This window comes from Streptomyces sp. NPDC005574, from assembly GCF_040605435.1.
Classification (GTDB): Bacteria; Actinomycetota; Actinomycetes; order Streptomycetales; family Streptomycetaceae; genus Streptomyces.
Window position 1 is genome coordinate 1 of the sequence record NZ_JBEXCW010000060.1, and the last position, 19,047, is coordinate 19,047.

At 68.5% G+C, this 19,047-nt stretch carries 15 protein-coding genes; 10 read left to right on the forward strand and 5 right to left on the reverse strand.

All coding sequences use genetic code 11. The annotated features are described in order from the left end of the window. Positions 1 to 71 precede the first annotated feature (71 nt). The 3 genes from ABZT03_RS29635 to ABZT03_RS29645 all read right to left on the reverse strand — a co-directional run bounded on the left by ABZT03_RS29635 (position 72) and on the right by ABZT03_RS29645 (position 3,378). Positions 72 to 707, reverse strand: coding sequence for an AAA family ATPase (locus tag ABZT03_RS29635; RefSeq protein ID WP_356044878.1), 636 nt, complete (start codon positions 705 to 707; stop codon positions 72 to 74). A 546-nt stretch (positions 708 to 1,253) separates the two neighbouring features. Next, positions 1,254 to 2,021: a DUF2637 domain-containing protein gene (locus tag ABZT03_RS29640; RefSeq protein ID WP_356044881.1), complete on the reverse strand. Its 768-nt coding sequence runs from the start codon at positions 2,019 to 2,021 to the stop codon at positions 1,254 to 1,256. A gap of 481 nt (positions 2,022 to 2,502) precedes the next feature. Then, on the reverse strand, positions 2,503 to 3,378 hold the full coding sequence (locus tag ABZT03_RS29645; RefSeq protein ID WP_356044884.1) for a class I SAM-dependent methyltransferase: 876 nt from the start codon (positions 3,376 to 3,378) through the stop codon (positions 2,503 to 2,505). A gap of 577 nt (positions 3,379 to 3,955) precedes the next feature. On the opposite strand from ABZT03_RS29645, the gene rph reads away from it, so the two are divergent. Further along, complete coding sequence (gene rph / locus ABZT03_RS29650; RefSeq protein WP_356044885.1) at positions 3,956 to 6,553, forward strand: rifamycin-inactivating phosphotransferase; 2,598 nt, start codon at positions 3,956 to 3,958, stop codon at positions 6,551 to 6,553. Positions 6,554 to 6,851: 298 nt separating this feature from the next. On the opposite strand, the gene ABZT03_RS29655 is transcribed toward rph, so the two are convergent. After that, entirely contained in the window at positions 6,852 to 7,496 is a 645-nt protein-coding gene (locus ABZT03_RS29655) for a hypothetical protein (protein WP_356044887.1), read from the reverse strand. A gap of 334 nt (positions 7,497 to 7,830) precedes the next feature. Between ABZT03_RS29655 and ABZT03_RS29660 the strand changes: the two genes are divergently transcribed. The 6 genes from ABZT03_RS29660 to ABZT03_RS29685 all read left to right on the forward strand — a co-directional run bounded on the left by ABZT03_RS29660 (position 7,831) and on the right by ABZT03_RS29685 (position 14,017). After that, complete coding sequence (locus ABZT03_RS29660) at positions 7,831 to 8,931, forward strand: AI-2E family transporter (protein ID WP_356044890.1); 1,101 nt, start codon at positions 7,831 to 7,833, stop codon at positions 8,929 to 8,931. Positions 8,932 to 9,192: 261 nt separating this feature from the next. Continuing rightward, positions 9,193 to 10,437 carry an ABC transporter substrate-binding protein gene (locus tag ABZT03_RS29665; RefSeq protein WP_356044893.1) on the forward strand — a complete coding sequence of 415 codons (1,245 nt, stop codon included), beginning with the start codon at positions 9,193 to 9,195 and terminating at the stop codon, positions 10,435 to 10,437. Positions 10,438 to 10,504: 67 nt separating this feature from the next. Beyond that, positions 10,505 to 11,458 (forward strand): sugar ABC transporter permease, encoded by a 954-nt coding sequence (locus ABZT03_RS29670; RefSeq protein WP_356044896.1) that lies wholly within the window; start codon positions 10,505 to 10,507, stop codon positions 11,456 to 11,458. Further along, the gene (locus ABZT03_RS29675; RefSeq protein WP_356044899.1) at positions 11,458 to 12,291 is read left to right on the forward strand and encodes a carbohydrate ABC transporter permease; all 834 of its coding nucleotides are present in this window, start codon (positions 11,458 to 11,460) and stop codon (positions 12,289 to 12,291) included. The genes ABZT03_RS29670 and ABZT03_RS29675 overlap by 1 nt, the downstream gene beginning before the upstream one ends. 86 nt (positions 12,292 to 12,377) lie before the next feature. Next, a complete protein-coding gene (gene ugpC, locus ABZT03_RS29680) occupies positions 12,378 to 13,562 on the forward strand; it encodes a sn-glycerol-3-phosphate ABC transporter ATP-binding protein UgpC (protein ID WP_356044901.1) in 1,185 nt (394 codons plus the stop codon). Between the two features lie 116 nt (positions 13,563 to 13,678). Then, complete coding sequence (locus ABZT03_RS29685; RefSeq protein ID WP_356044903.1) at positions 13,679 to 14,017, forward strand: thioredoxin domain-containing protein; 339 nt, start codon at positions 13,679 to 13,681, stop codon at positions 14,015 to 14,017. Positions 14,018 to 14,078: 61 nt separating this feature from the next. Here the strand turns inward: ABZT03_RS29685 and ABZT03_RS29690 are convergent, their stop codons facing one another. Next, positions 14,079 to 15,041 (reverse strand): zinc-binding dehydrogenase, encoded by a 963-nt coding sequence (locus tag ABZT03_RS29690; RefSeq protein ID WP_356044905.1) that lies wholly within the window; start codon positions 15,039 to 15,041, stop codon positions 14,079 to 14,081. A 176-nt stretch (positions 15,042 to 15,217) separates the two neighbouring features. On the opposite strand from ABZT03_RS29690, the gene ABZT03_RS29695 reads away from it, so the two are divergent. The 3 genes from ABZT03_RS29695 to ABZT03_RS29705 all read left to right on the forward strand — a co-directional run bounded on the left by ABZT03_RS29695 (position 15,218) and on the right by ABZT03_RS29705 (position 18,938). Next, a complete protein-coding gene (locus ABZT03_RS29695) occupies positions 15,218 to 15,823 on the forward strand; it encodes a helix-turn-helix domain-containing protein (protein WP_356044907.1) in 606 nt (201 codons plus the stop codon). A 312-nt stretch (positions 15,824 to 16,135) separates the two neighbouring features. Then, positions 16,136 to 17,602, forward strand: coding sequence for a membrane-associated oxidoreductase (locus tag ABZT03_RS29700; RefSeq protein WP_356044909.1), 1,467 nt, complete (start codon positions 16,136 to 16,138; stop codon positions 17,600 to 17,602). Between the two features lie 241 nt (positions 17,603 to 17,843). Further along, positions 17,844 to 18,938, forward strand: coding sequence for an aminoglycoside phosphotransferase family protein (locus ABZT03_RS29705; RefSeq protein WP_356044911.1), 1,095 nt, complete (start codon positions 17,844 to 17,846; stop codon positions 18,936 to 18,938). Positions 18,939 to 19,047 lie beyond the last annotated feature (109 nt).

Here is a 19,047-nt window from a genome sequence, read left to right on the forward strand (position 1 = left end):
GAAGACACGAGCGTGGGACTCCTTCGTACGAACTTTGGACGGTTCAGTACGAAACCTACGCTCGTCGTCTTTTACACCGCGGATCGGACGCCACCCTCCAGAGGCTCCAGCGCCCGCTCCAGGGCGGCCTCGCTGAACGACACCTTCGACAGCGCAACATCCCGCAGGAACGCGTCATCGCTGGCGGGCAGCAGGTGCAGGCGCTCACCGAAGCGTTCCTGGTCCATGGCGACCAAGAGGTCGCGGATATCGCCCTTAGCGGTCCCGTCCATGTGCATCAGCAGTGTCTCGACGTCGTCCTCGTACATGAGGTCCTCGAAGCCGAGCTCCGCCGTAAGGTGGCCCTGCGGGTCATAGTCGATGATGAGAACCCGATGGCCGGCCTCCGCGAGCGCCTGGGCGACCCCGCTGGAGATGAACGTCTTGCCCACTCCACCCTTCTGATTGGCCACTATGACGCGGATGACCGGCTGTTCCGTGAGCGGGGACGTGGGGGAAGGGTGGGCCTCCAACCAGAGCGTCAATGCCTGGGCCAAGCCCTGGACGTAGGTCACGCCCCGCTCATTGCACGCGGACTTGAACGCGTCCGGCTCGCCGACCGGGAGGAAGGTCCCCCACGTCTTGGCGCCGGCGGTGTCTACGTCAGGAAACTCATCCGCTGTGTACCAGGTTTTGATGGCATGTTCAGCCGCGTCCTGGATGTCCATTCCGTGCTCAAAGGCACGGATCTTCAAGTGTCTGCGCAGCTGAGGAGTGAGAGCTGTAATTAGCTTCTCTCGCTCCCCGCGGGGGCTAGGGATGCTCATGGTGCCGAACATTACTAGGTCAGCGCCGCCATGGGAGGAACCCACGCAGAGGACGGCGTGTGACAGATGGTCAACCTCGGCCAACCGCGGCACTGAATGCTCACGACACACGCCCCGTTGCGCAGTGCGCACAAACCGAGCCACCTTCGAGCGAACGCTCTCCAACAGGCCGGTCTGGGAGTTAGCATCCGCAGATTCTGCACTCAGGGGGAGGCCGGCGGATGCGGCGATTACAGGCCTGGCTGGAGCTCTGGTGGGCGAGGGGAGAAGACTTCCTGAGCGGGGGCGACAAGACCGAGATCTACCTCCGATGCGTGCGGGCCGCGCTGGCTGATCCGGAGACCGGGGAGGCTTTGGAGACATGGGCGCATCGAGGCGACCGCCTGGGCGGTGCTCACCTGGAGCCGGCAGGCCCATCGTTCAGAGAATAGGTGTATCGGTGTGGCGCTACTGACGGTGCCGGGGCGCCTGCCTCGGCGGCAGCGTCAGTGTGACTTGTCTGACCAGTTGCTGAAAGCATGCCAGGGACGCGATGGCCGGTAGCGCTGCCCCGGCCACGCCGGTCAAGGTCCGATCGGCCTGCGCTACGCACAGCACGATGGCAACGATGGAGAACAGCAGAACAATGAACCACGAGTGCAACGCTCGGCGCCGATGCAAAGCAGTCCGCAGGATGGAAAGCGACGCCACCATCCACGGTCCATACACGAGCAATGGCCACTGAGGAATCATGCCGCTCTTCGAACCAGCTGAGATCTTCTGCAGAGGCTCATAGGCCACCATGCCGCCGAATACGCTGACCATCGCCACGATGACGGCCACGACGGCGACGATCACGAAGCTGCCGGTCTGCAGCCATGCGCGTCGGAGTTTCCGGGCTCGCATCTTCCGGTGCCCAGCCGAAGATCGCCGGATCGGAGGAAGCTGAGCGGTCACCTGGGCCAGGTTGTCCACTGGTTCCGTGAAGCCGACGTTGGAGGCCGGCTCGCTGCGTGGCGGCGGCACCACGGCCACCTGCTCCGCCGGAACCGCCTCCTGCAAGTAATAGGCAAGTTCCTCGACCGGGTCCCAGCCCGATTCGGGGGGCGCCAATGGTACCCCTGAGTGAACGGAATGGACAGGTTCGCCCCGCCAGTCAGCACCCGTCTCGTACATGTGTGGCTCGGACTGCCATTCACGGCGCGAAAAGGAGAGATCCGCGTAGTCGCGATTCATGGAAAACCGCCCCCGTCACGCATGGTCCGCGTGACGTCTCGGACTTTCTTGAGCGTTCCACCGCTGATTGAGCTCTTCTTGAGCCGTCTCCAGCAGAGCGAGGAACTCCCGGAGCAAGGGCTGGACACCTGGGAGTTCAACCAGAGAGCCTCCTCCGCAGGAGGGATCCATCGACTCGAGAGCGGAGTGCCCCAGCCCAGGCATGTAAGTGTATTTCCTCACCTTCGCATCATGGACCGCAGGCATTTTTCCGCTGCCCGTGCTGCGGTGAGGCAAGCCATGGGACCTTGCATTCTTCATATCCCGCTAACGCCTCTCCACCTCCCCCCGATGCGCGGCAAATGAGTGACGTTCACCGGTAGGGGTCGTTAGGGACAGCATTTCTTAATTTAGGTCGACCGTGCATCCACCTGTTATGAGTCGAGCTGTTTGTCTTCCCAGATCCCATTGAACAGAAAATAGGATTCGCCGATAGAGACCTTCAACAGCTGCGATGGACAACCTGGCGGCGCACCGCCGAGATCAGCCCGCCCGGCCCCTCGTCCCGCTGCGGCGGGGTGGTGAACGGGCGGCCGTAGGCGGCGGCGCGGTCACGCAGGGTGAAGGCTTCCGCGTCCCAGCCGAGGCCGGAGAGCCAGCCCACCGGGTCCTCGGGCATCTCCGAGACCCACATGGAAGCCACCGATCCCGGTGCGGCGTCATCGGCGAAGCGTGCGAGCACACCGCGCGAACCCAGGGTCAGGCCCATCCTGCTGCCTGTCGCGGACAGCCCGCCGACCCGGTCGAGGAGCAGTTCCACCGCGTCCTCGGGCAAATAGATCAGCAGTCCCTCGGCGATCCACACGGTCGGCAACGCCGGGTCGTGCCCGGCGGCGGTCAGCGCGCCCGGCCAGTCCTCGCGGAGGTCCACCGCTACGGTGGTCCGCTCACAGCCGGGTACAGCGCCCTCCTGGCGCAGCACCGCGGCCTTGAAGCCCAGCGGCTCGGCGGTGTCGACCTCGAACAGCCTGGTGCCCGCGGGCCAGCCCATCCGGAAGGCCCTGCTGTCCATTCCGGCGCCGAGCAGAACGACCTGCCGTATACCGGCCTCGGTGGCCCGGTCCAGCAGGTCGTCCAGGAACTTCGTCCTGATGATGATCGAGGAGGCCACCCCGAGCCAGCGCCGCCGATCGGCCTCAGTGCTGCGCTCGGGCGGCGGCGAACCCGGGCCGACTCCACCGGCGTTGGCGAACGCGAGCGCCAGCGGATCACGGAACAGTGGCTCCTCCCGCGCCGTCTCCAGGGCTCTCACCCGCGCCACGCGCACAGCCGTCGCCCACACACCGGACGGCTTCACCGGGTCCCGTGCCTCAGTCATACAGGCAGCCTAACCCGCACGGTGCAGCCGACCTCGCCTGGCGGCAACTGCGGTCTGTGGCGCCCGAGATGACGCGACGGCTGCTCTACCGGCACCCGTCGCCAGGCCACGCGGGACGCGATGCAGCGTTTCGCCGACAGCGGTAGCCGGAAACTCGTGGTTCCCTCGGCCTGCTCGGACTGCACATAGCGATGGGCAAGGAGAGACCTCTCCTTGCCCTTTTCAACTTATAGCGCGCCGGGGGGCTTGCCGCAAGACCGGGGTGACAGCGCAGAATCGTCCGCCGATGCCACAACCTGCGGAAATGAGGGCACGACGTGCGTGTGTTGTTGTCGACGTACCAGGGACGCGGTGACGTCGAACCAATGGAGGGACCGGTCGTGCGGTTGTCCGTGCTCGGGAGGGACGCGGGAGGGTGCGCGTCGCCCGACCGGGCGGTGGGCCCGGCCGGCTCGCCGATGGGTGGGCAACCGACTGTGAGGATGTGCTCCACACGGGGTTTGACGGTGTGGAAGGTGTCGGTGATCCGATCGGCCGGTGCAGTGCGGGTGAGCGCGGCCGCCTCGGAGGTGTCGCGATGAACGAGCCGTATGTGCGGGGTCTTCAGGATGTCGACGAGAAGCAGATCGCGGTCGTCGGCGGCAAGGGCGCGCACCTGGGCCGGCTGTCGCGGATCGACGGCATCGTGGTGCCGGCCGGTTTCTGCGTGACCACGGACGCCTACCGACAAGTCGTGGCGCAGGCACCATCGATCGAGGATGGGCTCGATCAGCTGTCCCGTGTGAACCCGGACGACCGGGAAGCCGTCCGCACGCTCAGTGCACAGATCCGCCGGACCGTCGAAGAGATCGCCATCCCGGACGATCTCGCGGGGGCGATCACCCGCGCACTCGCCCGGTTCGGCGAGCAGGCCGCCTACGCCGTCCGGTCCAGCGCGACGGCAGAGGACCTGCCGACGGCTTCGTTCGCCGGCCAGCAGGACACGTACCTGAACGTCATGGGGCCGACGGCGATCCTTGAGCACGTCAGCCGGTGCTGGGCCTCGCTGTTCACCGAGCGGGCGGTGACCTACCGCCAACGCAACGGCATCGACCACCGCACGGTCCACATGGCCGTGGTCGTGCAGCGGATGGTCTTCCCGGATGCGGCCGGCATCCTGTTCACCGCCGACCCCGTCACGGGCAACCGGAAGGTCGCCACCGTGGACGCCGGCTTCGGTCTCGGCGAGGCACTGGTCTCCGGCCTGGTGAACCCGGACGTCTTCAAGGTGCGGGACGGCGAGATCGTCGCGAAGGCGATCGCCGCCAAACAGCGTGCCGTTCACGCCCTGCCGGCCGGCGGTACTCAGGAAGTGGCGATCGACCTTCAGCGGCAGGAGCAACCGGCGCTGACGGATGCGCAGGTCGTGCGGCTCGTCGACATCGGGCGGCGGATCGAAGCGCACTTCGGCTCCCCGCAGGACATCGAATGGTGCCTGGTCGACGACGCCTTCCAGATCGTCCAGAGCCGGCCGATCACGACGCTGTTCCCCATCCCCCAGGCCGGCGACCAGGAGAATCACGTCTACGTCTCCGTCGGCCATCAGCAGATGATGACCGACCCCATGAGGCCCCTCGGGCTTTCGATGTGGAAGCTGACAGCCATGGTGGCGATGCACGAGGCAGGCGGGAGACTCTTCGTCGACGTCACCCCGCGCCTGGCCTCGTCCGCGAGTCGCGCCGGTCTCCTGGACCTCATGGGGAAAGGCGACCCGCTGGTCAGGGACGCCCTGGAGACGGTCCTCGACAACGAGGATTTCGTGCCGTCACCTCCGGACACGAGCCCCGGCGGGCCGTCGGCCCGCGCTGCGTCCGACCCGATCGCGACCGATCCGGCGACCGTCACGGAACTGATCGAGCGAAGCCAGGCGTCCCTCGCCGCCCTGGAGCGCGACATCCGGACGAAGAGCGGCCCGGCGCTGTTCGACTTCCTGCTGGAGGCCTTCGAGGAGCACAAGAGGGTCCTCAGTGACCCGCTGAGCATTCAGGTGATCATGGCGGGGATGGAGGCCACGTGGTGGCTCAACGACAAGCTGCAGGAGTGGCTGGGCGAGAAGAACGCGGCTGACACCCTCACACTGTCCGCCCCCGACAACGTCACCTCCGAGATGGGACTGGCGCTCCTCGACGTCGCGGACGTCATCCGCCCCCATCCGGAAGTGGTGTCGTTCCTCCAGGGCGTCGAGGACGAGGGCTTCCTGGACGAGCTGACGAAGCTCGCGGGCGGGAGCGAGGCGCGCGAGGCCATCGAGGCCTACCTCGACCAGTACGGCATGCGCTGCGTCGGCGAGATCGACATCACGAGGCCGCGTTGGCGCGAGCGCCCCACCACGCTCGTGCCCGTGATCCTCGACAACGTCAGGAACTTCGAGCCGGGCGCCGCCGAGCGACGCTTCGAGCAGGGACGACTGAAGGCGCGGGAGAAGGAACAGGACGTCCTGTCACGCTTGCGGGCCCTGCCGGACGGGGACCGGAAAGCCGACGAGACCCAGCGGATGATCGACCGGGTCCGAACCTTCATCGGGTACCGGGAGTACCCGAAGTACAACATCATCAGTCGCTACTTCGTCTACAAGCAGGCCCTGCTGACGGAGGCCGAGCGCCTCGTGCAGGCGAGCGTGCTCTCTGAGAGGGAGGACATCTTCTACCTCACGTTCCAGGAACTCCACGACGTCGTGCGCACGCATCAGGTGGATGGCCGGCTCGTCCAGCAGCGCGAGGACGCGTATCGGTCGTACCGTGCGCTCACACCGCCCCGGGTGCTCACCTCGGACGGCGAAGCGCTCACCGGGGCCTACCGGCGCGACGACGTGCCGGCCGACGCCCTGGTCGGCCTGCCGGTTTCCGCCGGGACCGTCGAGGGACGGGCCCGCGTCATCCTCGACATGGCGGACGCCGACCTCGAAGCCGGCGACATCCTGGTCACGACCTTCACCGACCCCAGCTGGTCGCCGCTGTTCGTCGCGGTCGCGGGCCTGGTGACGGAGGTGGGCGGCCTGATGACCCATGGCGCGGTGATCGCTCGGGAATACGGCTTGCCGGCCGTCGTGGGCGTGGAGCAGGCCACCCGGCGGATCCGGGACGGGCAGCGGATCCGCGTACACGGAACCGACGGGTACGTCGAGATCCTTCCTTGACGGACGACACCGAGAAGCCCTGTTTCTGGCTCCCGACCGACCAGCATCCGGCGGTTGACACGCTGACGATCATCGCCACAGAGCGGATACACGGACGTGACCCGTAAGTTGGGGCTCGTCTGTCGCACGAGGTGCCAAGGGCGCGGGAGTTGACGGTCCGGACGCCGTCTTCGGACGACGGCACTCCGGCCCGGCGACCGACACCCGGCACCCAGCACCCAGCACCCAGCACCCAGCACCCAGCGAGCATGGCCAGGCCCTGACCGGAGTCCGCCCGGTCAGGGCCTGGCCGTTCGCCTCAGGCGGCTCGACGTGTCCTGACGCCGCCCACCTCGAAGTCGTAGACGTTCTCATTGATGCGGAGGCCGTCGACGGCACCGATCCACATGTGGTCGCGGCCTTTGCCCACCGCGGCCGTGTAGATGGTCGCTTCCGCGCCGCCGTCGTCGAGTGAGGTCTTCAACTGCTCGAAGGTGCACCTGGCGGCCTGGGTGCAGGCGGTCTCGTTGCCCGTGAGATACCAGTAGCCCGTCGAGGTCGCATCGAGGAACGGGCTCCAGCGGTCCGTCACCGGGGAGGCGGCCGGCACCCACACCATCGTCGAGTAGTTGTCGATGGGAGCCGAGTTCAGGTTCGGATCGATCTCGAACCTGATGTTCGGCATGTTCTCGGTGCCTCCGTAGGTGACGTTCTCCCCGGTCTGGAAGACATGGAAGCCGACCTGTCGCAGCCCCTGCACCGGACGGCCGAAGAAGTCGACCTCGTTGCCGAAGTCGACCTTCTCGCTGGAGGGGCTGAGCGAGGTGGACGCGTCCGCCACCTCGATGCCGAGGCTTCCTCGTCCGTAGGGCGGTCTGGCGGAGGAGTCCGTCACGCCGAACGAGCCGAACGGGCCGTTCCTCAGGTCGGCGACGGGAGAGCCGATCGTGCTGCGGGTGATCACGCCCCAGTGATCTGCCCGGATGTGGTGTCCCTCGTTTCCGTCTGCGACAGCGGACACCGATCCCACGAGTGTCGAGGCGACCATCGCGGCCAGTGCTGTGACCGCGGAGAGCAACGGGTGGCCCGGGTCGATCCCGACACTCCGTACCGGATATCGGGATTCGTCGCCGACCAGCCATCAGGCGCACCCGCAGGCCGCGGAATCGGTGAGCCCGCGCGCCTCCCCGCAGGACGGGCCGGCCGCGCCGGCCCGGCTCGGCCGTCCGCTACCGGCCTTCGGGGGAACTTCGGGCCAACGCCGCGGTCCGACGGCCGGAGAGTGGTACGGGCATGAGATGTCCACACCCCCCGATCAGCCCGCCCGGCCGCTCGGACACCCACATGGCGAGGAGCCGCGCGTGCCTCGCTCGCTGCGGACCGCGGCCGCGTACTCCTGGAGGATCATTGCCGTCGGCGTCGTGGTCCGCGTCGCCTTCTCCGTACTCGGGCAGTTCCACCGAATCGCCGTCCCCGTCTTCCTGGGTCTCGTCTTCACCGCGGTGCTCCGCCCCGTGGCCGGCCTTCTCGCCCGACGCATGCCCCGATCGCTGGCGGTCGCCGTCGCGCTCATCGGCGGCATGATCCTCGTCCTCGGCGCACTGACCCTGGTGGGCAAAGCCGCGGCAGGTCAGCGAAGTGGGCTGGAGAAGGAGTTCGTGGCGGGCATCGACCGGATCGAGAGGCAGCTGGAGGGACCCCCCTTCCGGCTTCCTCCGTCCGCGTTCAACGATCTCCAGTCCCGGCTCGGCGACCTTCTGTCGAGCCATCGCTCCACCCTCATCAGTACGGCACTCAGTGGCGCGAGCCGGCTCCTGGAGGTGCTGACGGTGCTCGCCCTCGCCCTGTTCTGCACCGTCTTCTTCACCTACTCCGGCGACCGGCAGTGGCAGTGGCTGTGCGACCAGCTCCCGGGTGAGGCACGGGGGCGTGTCACGATCGCGGGGCGGGCCGCGTGGCGGACCTTCACCGGTTACACCTACGGCATCCTGCTCGTGGCGGCGACCAACGCGATCCTCGTGGGCGGCGCCCTCTTCGCCCTCGGGGTGCCGCTCGCCGTGCCGTTGGCGCTGCTGGAGTTCCTGGCCGCCTTCGTCCCTCTGATCGGCTCGCCGATCGCCCTGGCGATCGCGGCCGTCATCGCACTGGCCTCGAAGGGGCCGTTCATCGCCCTGCTGGTCGTGGCTCTGGTCGTGGTCATCGGACAGATCGAGGGCCACCTCCTGCACCCGCTGGTGATGAGCTGGGCCGTCCGGTTGCACCCGGTGGTGGTCGCGCTGGCGGTCGTCGGCGGAGCGGTCGCGGCCGGAGTCATCGGCGCCGTGGTCGCCGTCCCGCTGGTAGCCGTGGTGTGGTCCGTGTACCAGGCGCTGCGAGGTGGCACCGGCCGCGCGGAATGAGCAAGCGGGCCGACGAGGCAGCCCGGACCAGCCAGGAACCGGCACCACCAAAAGTGCAGCTTTCGGGGCGAATGTCCTTGATGTTGCGATCCGCACCCTTTAGCGTCCCCGGGACAGAGCACCGCTGCGGTGTGAGTGCCGTGACGGTCGGCCCGGAAACGAGGTGTGGAGCGAGTGCACGCGAAGTCCGGCTTCCGGATGGCTCCCGGGTCCCGGTCGGCAGCGGGGAGAACGGGGCTCGGCAGACCGCGAGGGTTGCGGATGCTCGCCGTGCTACCGCTGCTCGCGTCGGTCCTCGCCGGCTGCGGCGGAGGCGGCAACGAGAGCAACGGCCGGATCACCCTGAACTGGTACAACTTCCCCGACGACTCCGGCGCGCTGCAGAAGGCCGCCGACACGTGCAGTCGGGCGTCCGGCGGCAGGTACAGGGTCGCCTACAACCGGCTTCCCCGCGCCGCCGACGGCCAGCGAGAGCAACTGGTGCGCAGGCTCGCGGCCAAGGACACCTCGGTCGACATCATGGGTCTCGACGTCACGTGGGCAGCGGAGTTCGCGGAGGCACGCTGGATCCGCGAGTGGACGGGGCGGGCCAAGCAGCAAGCGACGCAAGGCACCCTGCGTGTACCGCTGGAGACGGCCACCTGGAAGAACAAGCTGTACGCCGTCCCGTACAACACCAACACGCAACTCCTGTGGTACCGCGACGACCTGGTGCCCACCCCGCCCAAGACCTGGGCCGAGATGCAGCACATGGCCGTCGACCTCGCTCGGCAGGGCAAACCGCACTTCGTCGAGATCCAGGGCGCCCAGTACGAGGGCCTCACCGTCTGGTTCAACAGCCTGATCAACAGCGCGGGCGGCTCCATCCTCAACAAGACCGCCACCAAACCCTCCCTCGGTCCACCCGGTGTGCGAGCCGCCCAGATCATGCGCTCCCTGGCGCGTTCCGCCGCTGCGGACCCCTCTCTGGCGAACCAGATGGAGGACCAGAACCGTCTCGCCATGGAGTCCGGGACGGCGGCGTTCGAGATCAACTACCCGTTCGTCTATCCCTCGATGAAGGCGAACAACCCGAAGCTGTTCAAGCACTTCCGCTGGGCGCCCTACCCGAGGGCCGACGCCGGCCGGCCGTCGCGGCCCACCATCGGCGGCATCGACCTGGCCGTGAGCGCGTACGCGCGTCACCCCGGGCCGGCCTTCGAAGCGGCTCTGTGCCTGCGCAACCGGGAGAACCAGCTCACGGCCGCACTCGTGGGCGGCCTGCCCCCCACCCTGCGCGGCCTGTACGACGAGCCCTCATTCGTCAAGAACTACCCGTTCGCCAAAGAGGTACTGGCGGCTTTGGAGTCGGCGAGCGTGCGGCCCATCACCCCGGCTTACCAGAACGTGTCGATCGCGGTTTCCCACACACTGTCTCCCCCGGCCTCGATCAACCCGGTGAGCTCGGTCAACACCATCAGAGACCAGATCGACCAGGCTCTTCAGTCCAAGGGCGTGATCCCGTGACCCACCCCCCGCAATGTCCTGGGCGCCGGCGCTCGAAGGCGCGGGTCTCCTCCCCAGGCGGCCCGGCATGAGCATGCAGGCGGAACCGGCCGGGGCCCCGCCGCCCCCCGAGGCAGAGCTGCCGCGGAAGGACCAGGCGGCCCTGTCAGAAGGCGCACGGCAGGAGCGTCGGCTCGGCTGGCTGCTGTGCGCGCCGGCCGTCATCGTCATGGTGGCCGTCACCGCGTACCCCATCGGGTACGCCGTCTACCTGTCTCTCCAGCGCTACGACCTGCGCTTCCCCTCGCAGGCGAAGTTCGTGGGCTTCAGCAACTACGCGGCGGTGCTGTCCTCCCCGTTCTGGTGGGACGCCTTCTGGGTGACCCTCTTCATCACCACGGTGTCCGTGGCCATCGAACTGGTCCTCGGCATGGGGCTCGCGCTCGTGATGCATCGCACGATCTTCGGCCGCGGCACCGTCCGCACGTCCGTCCTCATCCCCTACGGCATCGTCACGGTCGTCGCCGCGTTCTCCTGGCAGTACGCCTGGACGCCGGATCTCGGATACCTCGCCGGCCTGCTGCCCAACGGCGAGGCGCCACTCACGGAGCAGTGGCCGGCGCTGTGGCTGATCATCCTCGCCGAGGTGTGGAAGACCACGCCGTTCATGGCCCTGCTGCTGCTCGCGGGTCTCGCGCTGGTCCCCGAGGAGACCCTGAAGGCGTCCATGGTGGACGGGGCGAATGCCTGGCAGCGCTTCACCAGGATCGTACTGCCCCTGATGAAGCCGGCGATCCTGGTGGCGCTGCTGTTCCGCACCCTCGACGCTTTCCGCATCTTCGACAACATCTACATCATGACCTCGGGAGCCCAGGGAACCGGCTCCCTGTCGATCCTGGGCTACCACAACCTGTTCACCGCGCTGAACCTGGGCGTCGGGTCGGCCATCTCCGTGCTCATCTTCCTCTGCGTCGGGATCATCGCCTTCGCCTTCATCAAACTGTTCGGCGCCGCGGCGCCCGGCGCGGAGGTGAAGCGCTGATGGCAGCCGTCGGCAAGGCACACGCCTCCCGCTGGGCAGTCCTGAACGTGGTGGTGGTGCTGTACGCACTGTTCCCGGTGGGGTGGATCGCCTCGCTGTCGTTCAAGGACCCGAGCACCCTGACGGACGGCAACTACATCCCGTCGAAGTGGACCTGGCAGAACTACTCGGGCATCTTCGACACCTCCGAGTTCACCCGTGCCCTCATCAACTCCATCGGCATCGCGCTGATCGCGACGGCGATCGCGGTGGTACTGGGCACCATGGCCGCCTACGCGGTGGCCCGACTGCGTTTCCCCGGCAAGCAGGTACTCATCGGCATGTCGCTGCTGATCGCCATGTTCCCGCCGATCTCGCTGGTGTCACCGCTGTTCAACATCGAGCGGATCCTCGGCATCTTCGACACCTGGCTCGGACTGATCATCCCGTACATGACGTTCTCCCTGCCGCTGGCGATCTACACCCTGTCGGCCTTCTTCCGGGAGATTCCCTGGGATCTCGAAAAGGCGGCCAAGATGGACGGCGCCTCGCCCGCGCAGGCCTTCCGGCTGGTCATCGTGCCGCTGGCGGCGCCGGGCGTGTTCACCACGGCGATCCTCGTCTTCATCTTCTGCTGGAACGACTTCCTGTTCGCGATCTCGCTGACCTCCACGCAGAGGGCACGCACCGTGCCGGCCGCGATCGCCTTCTTCACCGGTAGCTCGCAGTTCCAGCAGCCGACCGGATCGATCGCCGCGGCAGCCGTGGTGATCACCGTTCCGATCGTCATCTTCGTCCTGCTCTTCCAACGGCGCATCGTCGCCGGTCTCACATCCGGAGCGGTCAAGGGCTGAACAGGCCACCGCCGGCCCGGCCGACCGCCGGCGCCCAGCCCACCGAACCGCTCACCCCGCGCCTGGAAGGCAAGGAGGCACCACCCATGGCCGAGATCGTCCTCGAGGGAGTCACCAAGCGTTTTCCCGACGGAGCCCTCGCGGTGAAGGACGTCAACCTCCGCATCGCCGACGGCGAGTTCGTGATCCTCGTCGGACCGTCCGGATGCGGCAAGTCCACCACCCTGAACATGATCGCCGGACTGGAGGACATCACCGAGGGCACCTTGCTCATCGGCGACAAGGTCGTCAACGACCTCACTCCCAAGGAACGCGACATCGCCATGGTGTTCCAGAGCTACGCCCTGTACCCGCACATGAGCGTCCGGGAGAACATGGGCTTCCCCCTGCGCCTGGCCAAGGTCGACAAGGCCGTCATCGACAGCAAGGTCGAGGAGGCGGCGCGGGTGCTCGACCTGACCGAACACCTGGACCGGAAGCCGGCCAACCTCTCGGGCGGCCAGCGCCAGCGGGTGGCCATGGGGCGGGCCATCGTCCGCGATCCCAAGGCGTTCTTGATGGACGAGCCGCTGTCCAACCTGGACGCCAAACTGCGGGTGCAGATGCGCACCCAGATCTCCCGGCTGCAACGGCGGCTGGGCACGACGACCGTGTACGTCACGCACGACCAGACGGAGGCCATGACGCTCGGCGACCGGGTCGTAGTGATGCGACAGGGCCTGGTCCAGCAGATCGGCACGCCCGCTCAGCTCTACGACCACCCGCGCAACCTCTTCGTCGCGGGCTTCATCGGCTCCCCCGCGATGAACTTCCTGACGGCCGCACTCGAGGGCGACACCCTGCGCTCGCCCTTGGGCGCTCTGCCCCTCGACGACCGTACGCGCCAGGCGCTGCAACGGCAGAACGCGCCCCGCGACGTCATCGTCGGTCTCCGGCCGGAGGCCTTCGAGGACGCGGCACTGGCACACGAACGAGGACGCCCCCGGTTCACGGCCGCCGTCGAGGTCCTCGAGTCGCTGGGCTCCGACGTCTTCGTCTACTTCACCGCGGAGGGCGCTGCCGCGACGACGTCCGAACTCGAGGAACTCGCCGCGGACGCCGGCCTGCGTGACACCGGCGCGGAGACCACCCCTCAGATCGTGGCCCGCCTCGACGCCGCAACCCGGGCCCGCGAAGGCCAACCCGTGGAGCTGCAGGTCGACATGAGCAAGGCCCACGTGTTCCACCCGGGCACGGGGACGAACCTCACGCACCCGGACAGTACCGCTTGAGTTCCGCGACCTGTGTCCCGTCACCGGACGGGAGCCACACACCGCTTGCGGAACCTACCCGCCCACCGCAGGGGAAGATGGGGACGAATTGACGGAACGCAAGGTCAGGAGCTTCCATGGCAAGGCGTGTACACCAACCCCGTGAAGACGCGGAGTTCGACTTCATCCTCAAGATGAGCGAAGTCCCCGTCCTGGCGTACTTCACCGGAACATGGCCCAAGGCGGTCGAACCCTGCCGGGCGATGGACCTCGTCGTGGGTGGCATCGCCGACGAGTACACCGGCCGTCTGACCGCGGTCCGCACCGACATGACGCGCTGCCCGGCCACAACCGAGCGCTACGGAGTCTCCGGAGCCCCCTCCTACGTCCTGCTGAAAGACGGAGAGGTGGTGGCGCACGGCGCCGGGCCCATGACCATCGCCGACGTACGGGAGTTCCTGGACGGCCACCTCTGAACGGCCACCCACAGTGCGGCCGGCCCCTCGACCCCCTCCCCCAGGTCGAAGAGGATGGGGGCTACGGCCTCAGCACGATGCGGCCGAAGACCTCGCCCGCGTCCATCTTCCGGTGTGCCAGTACGGCTTGGTCCAGCGGCAGCAGTTCGTGCACCACCGCCTCGATCTCGCCGCGGCCTGCTGCGGCGAAGTGCTCGGCGCGCGCGGTGTCCCGGTCGGCTGCGGTGACGGTGGCCGCGCTGAAGGTGGCGAAGGACAGCGACCTCTGGAACATCGCCATCATGTTCGTCCCGAAGTCCGCCGGCGGCTGGCCCGCGACGGCGCCCACCACGACCATGCGGCCGTTCGGGTTGAGTCGGCCGAAGAACGAGGGCAGGTGCTCGCCGGCCACCACGTCGATGATGACGTCGTAGCCGACAGGGGCGTCGTCCCCTCCGTCGCCGGAGCGGTCAAGTACGTGGGTGGCGCCGAGCTTGCGCAGCCGCCGGCCGCGATCGGCCGATGAGGTGGTGACTGCCACCGCGGCGGCACCGCCACGGGCCGCGAGCTGTACCGCCATGATGCCGATGCTGCCGGCCGCGCCGCGTATCAGGACCGTTTCCCCGGGTGCGAAACGGGCGTGACCGAGTCCGAAGTGGGCCACCACACCGGCACTGCCGAGCGTCACCGCGTCGGTGGCGGAGAGGTTCCCGGGCAGAGGGAGGATCTCCGTGACCGGCACGGCGGCTTGTTCGACGTAGCCTCCGCCGGTGCCGGTGAATCCCCACACCCGCCGTCCCTTCCACGACGCGTCGACACCGTCACCGACCGCACTGACGGTGCCTGCCACCTCACCGCCGGGGATGTGGCCCTCCTTGAAGCCGTAGGCTGCCAGGACCCCGCTTCGGATCGCGGTGTCGACACCGCCGACGCCTATCGCCTCGATGGCGACAAGCACCTCTCCGGCGGCGGGAACGGGGGCAGGGAGGTCGATGACCGCCAGGCCTTCGGGACGCCCGAACTCTCGGATCGAAACTGCCTTCAACGTGGTCTCCAAGTTCTCGGTCAGCAGGCGGCCATGCGCCGCCAGGCGGTCTCACCACCCGGGCGAGGGGCTTCACGCCGTACGGCCGGGCTCGGTCCCGGCGCCGCCCCCGGCGTGGAGCCTCCCGTTCCGCGACGTTAACGGGCGCCCCCGTCCGCTTGCATAAAGTGAGAGTCGTGACGACTCGATTGCCTCACGCCCTGCGCTCCGACGCGACGGACAACCGCGCGCGCATCCTCGACGCGGCCCGCGCGCTGTTCTCCGCGAAGGGACTCAACGTGTCGATACGAGAGATCGCGCGGCGAGCGGGGGTGGGGCCTGCCACCTTGTACCGCCGCTTCCCGACCAAGCAGGCGCTGGTCACCGAAGCCTTCGCAGACCAGATGCGCGCATGCCGCGCCATCGTCGACCAAGGGAGTGCCGACCCCGATCCCTGGCACGGACTCTGTCTGGTCGTCGAGAAGATCTGCGAACTCCACGCACGGGACCGGGGCTTCACCGAAGCCTTCATGTCGACCTTCCCGAGAGCGACGGAGGTCACCGCGGGGCGTGAATACACGGTGAAGGCGGTCACCGAACTGGCTCAGCGCGCCAAGGAAGTCGGTCGGCTGCGCGCTGACTTCCTGGTCCCGGACGATCTGATTCTCATGCTCATGGCGAATCAGGGGATTCGCACCGCCACGGCCGCCGGTCAGGTAGCGGCTTCCAGGCGTTTCGCGGGCTTCGTGATCCAGGTGATGCAAGCCTCCCCCGAGCACTCTCCGCTGCCACCTGCGATGTGACCGGCATCCGATGCCGGCAGGCACCATGCGAATGGTGGGCAGAACGGCGGGGAGGATCCGCTCAGTCCTGTCGTAGATGCCGTGGTCCTGTGCGGTGAACGCCTCGGTGAGGTCCTTGACCGTCTGGTTGCAGGTTGGCCAGTACGGGCGCAGTCCTCCGGTATGTGGTCGATGTCGCCGAGGAAGGGCAGGACGCCAGGCCCATCCACTTGGCGGTTGTCAGTCAGCGGCACGGCTTCGCCGGCGGCGCGAACCCGCCGCATCCCAGCGCCTGTTGACAGCCGGCGCCCGTCCGGGCCAGAGTCCCCGCTGATGGAGATCAATGATCTGACACCGGCCGAGGAGCGAGTGTGGCGGGCGTTCGCGACCGGCGCCGACGTCGACTTCCGCGAGGACACCGACGAGGAGGCGGAGGACGGCGGCGGGTGGGGGCCCGAACGGACCGTGCGTGCAGCCGTGTTGCGGAGTCTGCTTCTCAACGGGCCGCAGGAGAACGGCGAGATAGCGTCGCTGCGCGTGGCGGGCGCCCGCGTCACCGGCATGCTCGACCTGCAGTACGCGACGATCGACCACCCCGTCCGCCTCCGGCACAGCTACTTCGAGGAAGCCCCTCGCTTCCACGCCTGCCGGCTGCGCGATCTGAACCTGAGCGAGTCCGCGCTGCCCGGGCTGACCGCGCAGGCCATGCGGGTGGACGGCGTCCTGCGCATGACGCGCTCCCGGTTCCGGGGGCCCGTGCGGCTCGGCGGCACCCATATCACCGGCAGCCTGTACATGGAGAGCGCCCACGTCTGCACGCCGGACGACGCCACGGAGCCGGCTCTCCAGCTCAACCAGGTGTCGATCGGCGCCGACCTGTGGGCACCCGGGCTGCGGACCCGGGGGCAGACGCGGCTCAACGGCGCCACCGTCACCGGGTCGGTGAACCTCAACGAGGCACGGCTCGACAACCCCGGGGCCGCCGCCGTCGACGCGGAGACGCTCGGCGTGGAAGGCGACCTGCTGATCCGGCACGCGGAGGTGCGCGGCTGGATCGGCCTGCGGGGCGCACGGGTCGCCGGCCGCCTGGACCTGTCGTACTCACACCTCTCCCACCCCGGCGGCTCGGCGCTGCATGCGAGCAGCGCCACGATCGGGGAGCTCTGGCTGCGGCGCGGCGGTCCCCCGGAGGGCGGTCTGAACCTGCGCCGCGCCCAGCTGGACGTCCTGTTTCTGGAACCGGAGACGCTGCCGGACCAGGTGCAGCTGGCCGGTCTCACCTACACCTCGCTGGCCGTGCACGAACCCGTCCACCGTCGCCTGCCGATGCTGGAACGCGACAGGGACGGCTATGTGCCGCAGACCTACGAGCAGCTGACCGCCGCCTACCGCCGCATCGGCGACGACCGTGCCGCCCGTCTCGTGCAGCTCGCCAAGCAGCGGCGGCAGCGCACCACGCTTCCCTGGTTCGGCCGGGCGTGGGGCCACCTCCAGGACGCCACCGTCGGCTACGGCTTCCGCCCGCTGCGCGCCGCCGGCTGGCTGCTGTCGCTGCTCGCGGTCGGCTCGGTCGCCTACTCCCTGCACCACCCGCGCCCGCTCAACGCGTCCGAGGCCCCGCACTTCAACCCGGTGTTCTTCACGCTCGACCTGCTGCTGCCGGTGATCTCCTTCGGGCAGGAAGGCGCCTACGCGCCGGACGGCTGGTACCAGACGCTGTCCTACGCCCTGGTCGTCGCCGGCTGGATCCTGGCCACGACCGTCTTCGCCGGTGTGACTCGGACCGTCAACCGCCAGTGAGTTCCCGCCCGGCGTGCCGGGCCGCCAGTCACACCGGCGCGGTCGCAGCGCCGTAGCCGCCGTCACGTCCCGTCAGAAGTGCTCGAAGAACTCAAGGAAGACTCGGCCGCCGGTGCGGGTGTACGGGACGCCGGTGCACACCGCCCTCGCGCTGTCGAGTCGCCCCCGGGGCAGCCTGCGGTGACGATGAGAGGACGGGGGCCTGGCGATTCCACGGTCGGCCGGCCGGAAGGAGAGCCGGATGACCCTTTCTTCTGAGTTGCGCGCTCTCCTGCCGCTGCGCCCCGTCAACCTGCTGACCCGCCCGGCCGACGTCCTGGCCGCCCGTCGGCTGACGGCGTCCCTCCGTGTCGACGGCGTCGCCTACGGCAATCCGGCGGGTGCGCGACGGACGTTCTCCGACCTGCTGGTGTTCCGCCTGGACGGTGACGCCGTACCGCCCGTCATGGTCAAGCACCCGCGCAGCTCCCGCGCCGTCACGTCGCTGACGCGGGAATGTGACGCGGTGCGGATCTTGGCGGGGGACGAGCGTATTGGTGCTTGGCGGCGGCTGCTGCCCGTGGTGGAGCAGTGCCGACTGGAAGGTCCGCTGCCCTTCGTGGTGGAGCGCGCTCTGCCCGGCGTCGAGGGCGACACCCTGCTTCGGCACTGCCCGTCCCTGGCCCGCCGAGTCGCGGTATCGGCCCTCGCCACCATCGGTGAGCTGCACCGGGCGACCGGACGGACGGAGGATGTGACTGCGCGAATGCGTGACTGGGTCGACCCCCGGTTGGCCGCCCTGGCCGCGGAAGTGGACTGGTGTCGCCGGGGCAGAGGCGCGGACGCCATGACGGTGCTGCGCCACCGCCTGGTGCGCGCGCTGGAGGGCCGCAGGCTGCTGGTGGCGTGGACGCACGGCGACTATCACCCCGGCAACGTGCTGTTGACGGGGTCGCAGGGGACGCTGTGCGGGGTGATCGACTGGGCCGGTGCCCTGCCCGACGGCCCGGCCGCGCTCGACTGCCACACCTTCGTCCTGACCCAGCGGCATCAGCGCGGCGGGCGGCAGTTCGGGCGGATCGTCGCCGACACGGTACGGCGCGGCTCCCTGCCGCCGGCCGACCAGCGTCTCCTCACCGAGGCGGGCGCGCTGGTCTCGGACGCCGAGGGCGAGATGGCGATGACGCTGCTGACCTGGCTGTGGCACGTCGCGGGCAACGTGACGAAGTCGGCCCGCTACGGGCGCAGCCGCCGTTGGATCGGCGAGAACGTCCTGCCCGTGCTGGCCGAGGTGGCCGCGGACGAGACGTCGGCGCGAGGACTCCGTGGCCGGGCGGTGGGAACGTGGGGGCGGTGAACACGGCGGGCCACCGTTCCATAGCGTCCGGGTGCCGCAGGTGTCCGGGGTTCGCGCCGGTGGTTCCGGGCACTTGGGATGCCCACCCGATTTACCACACTTAGTATCT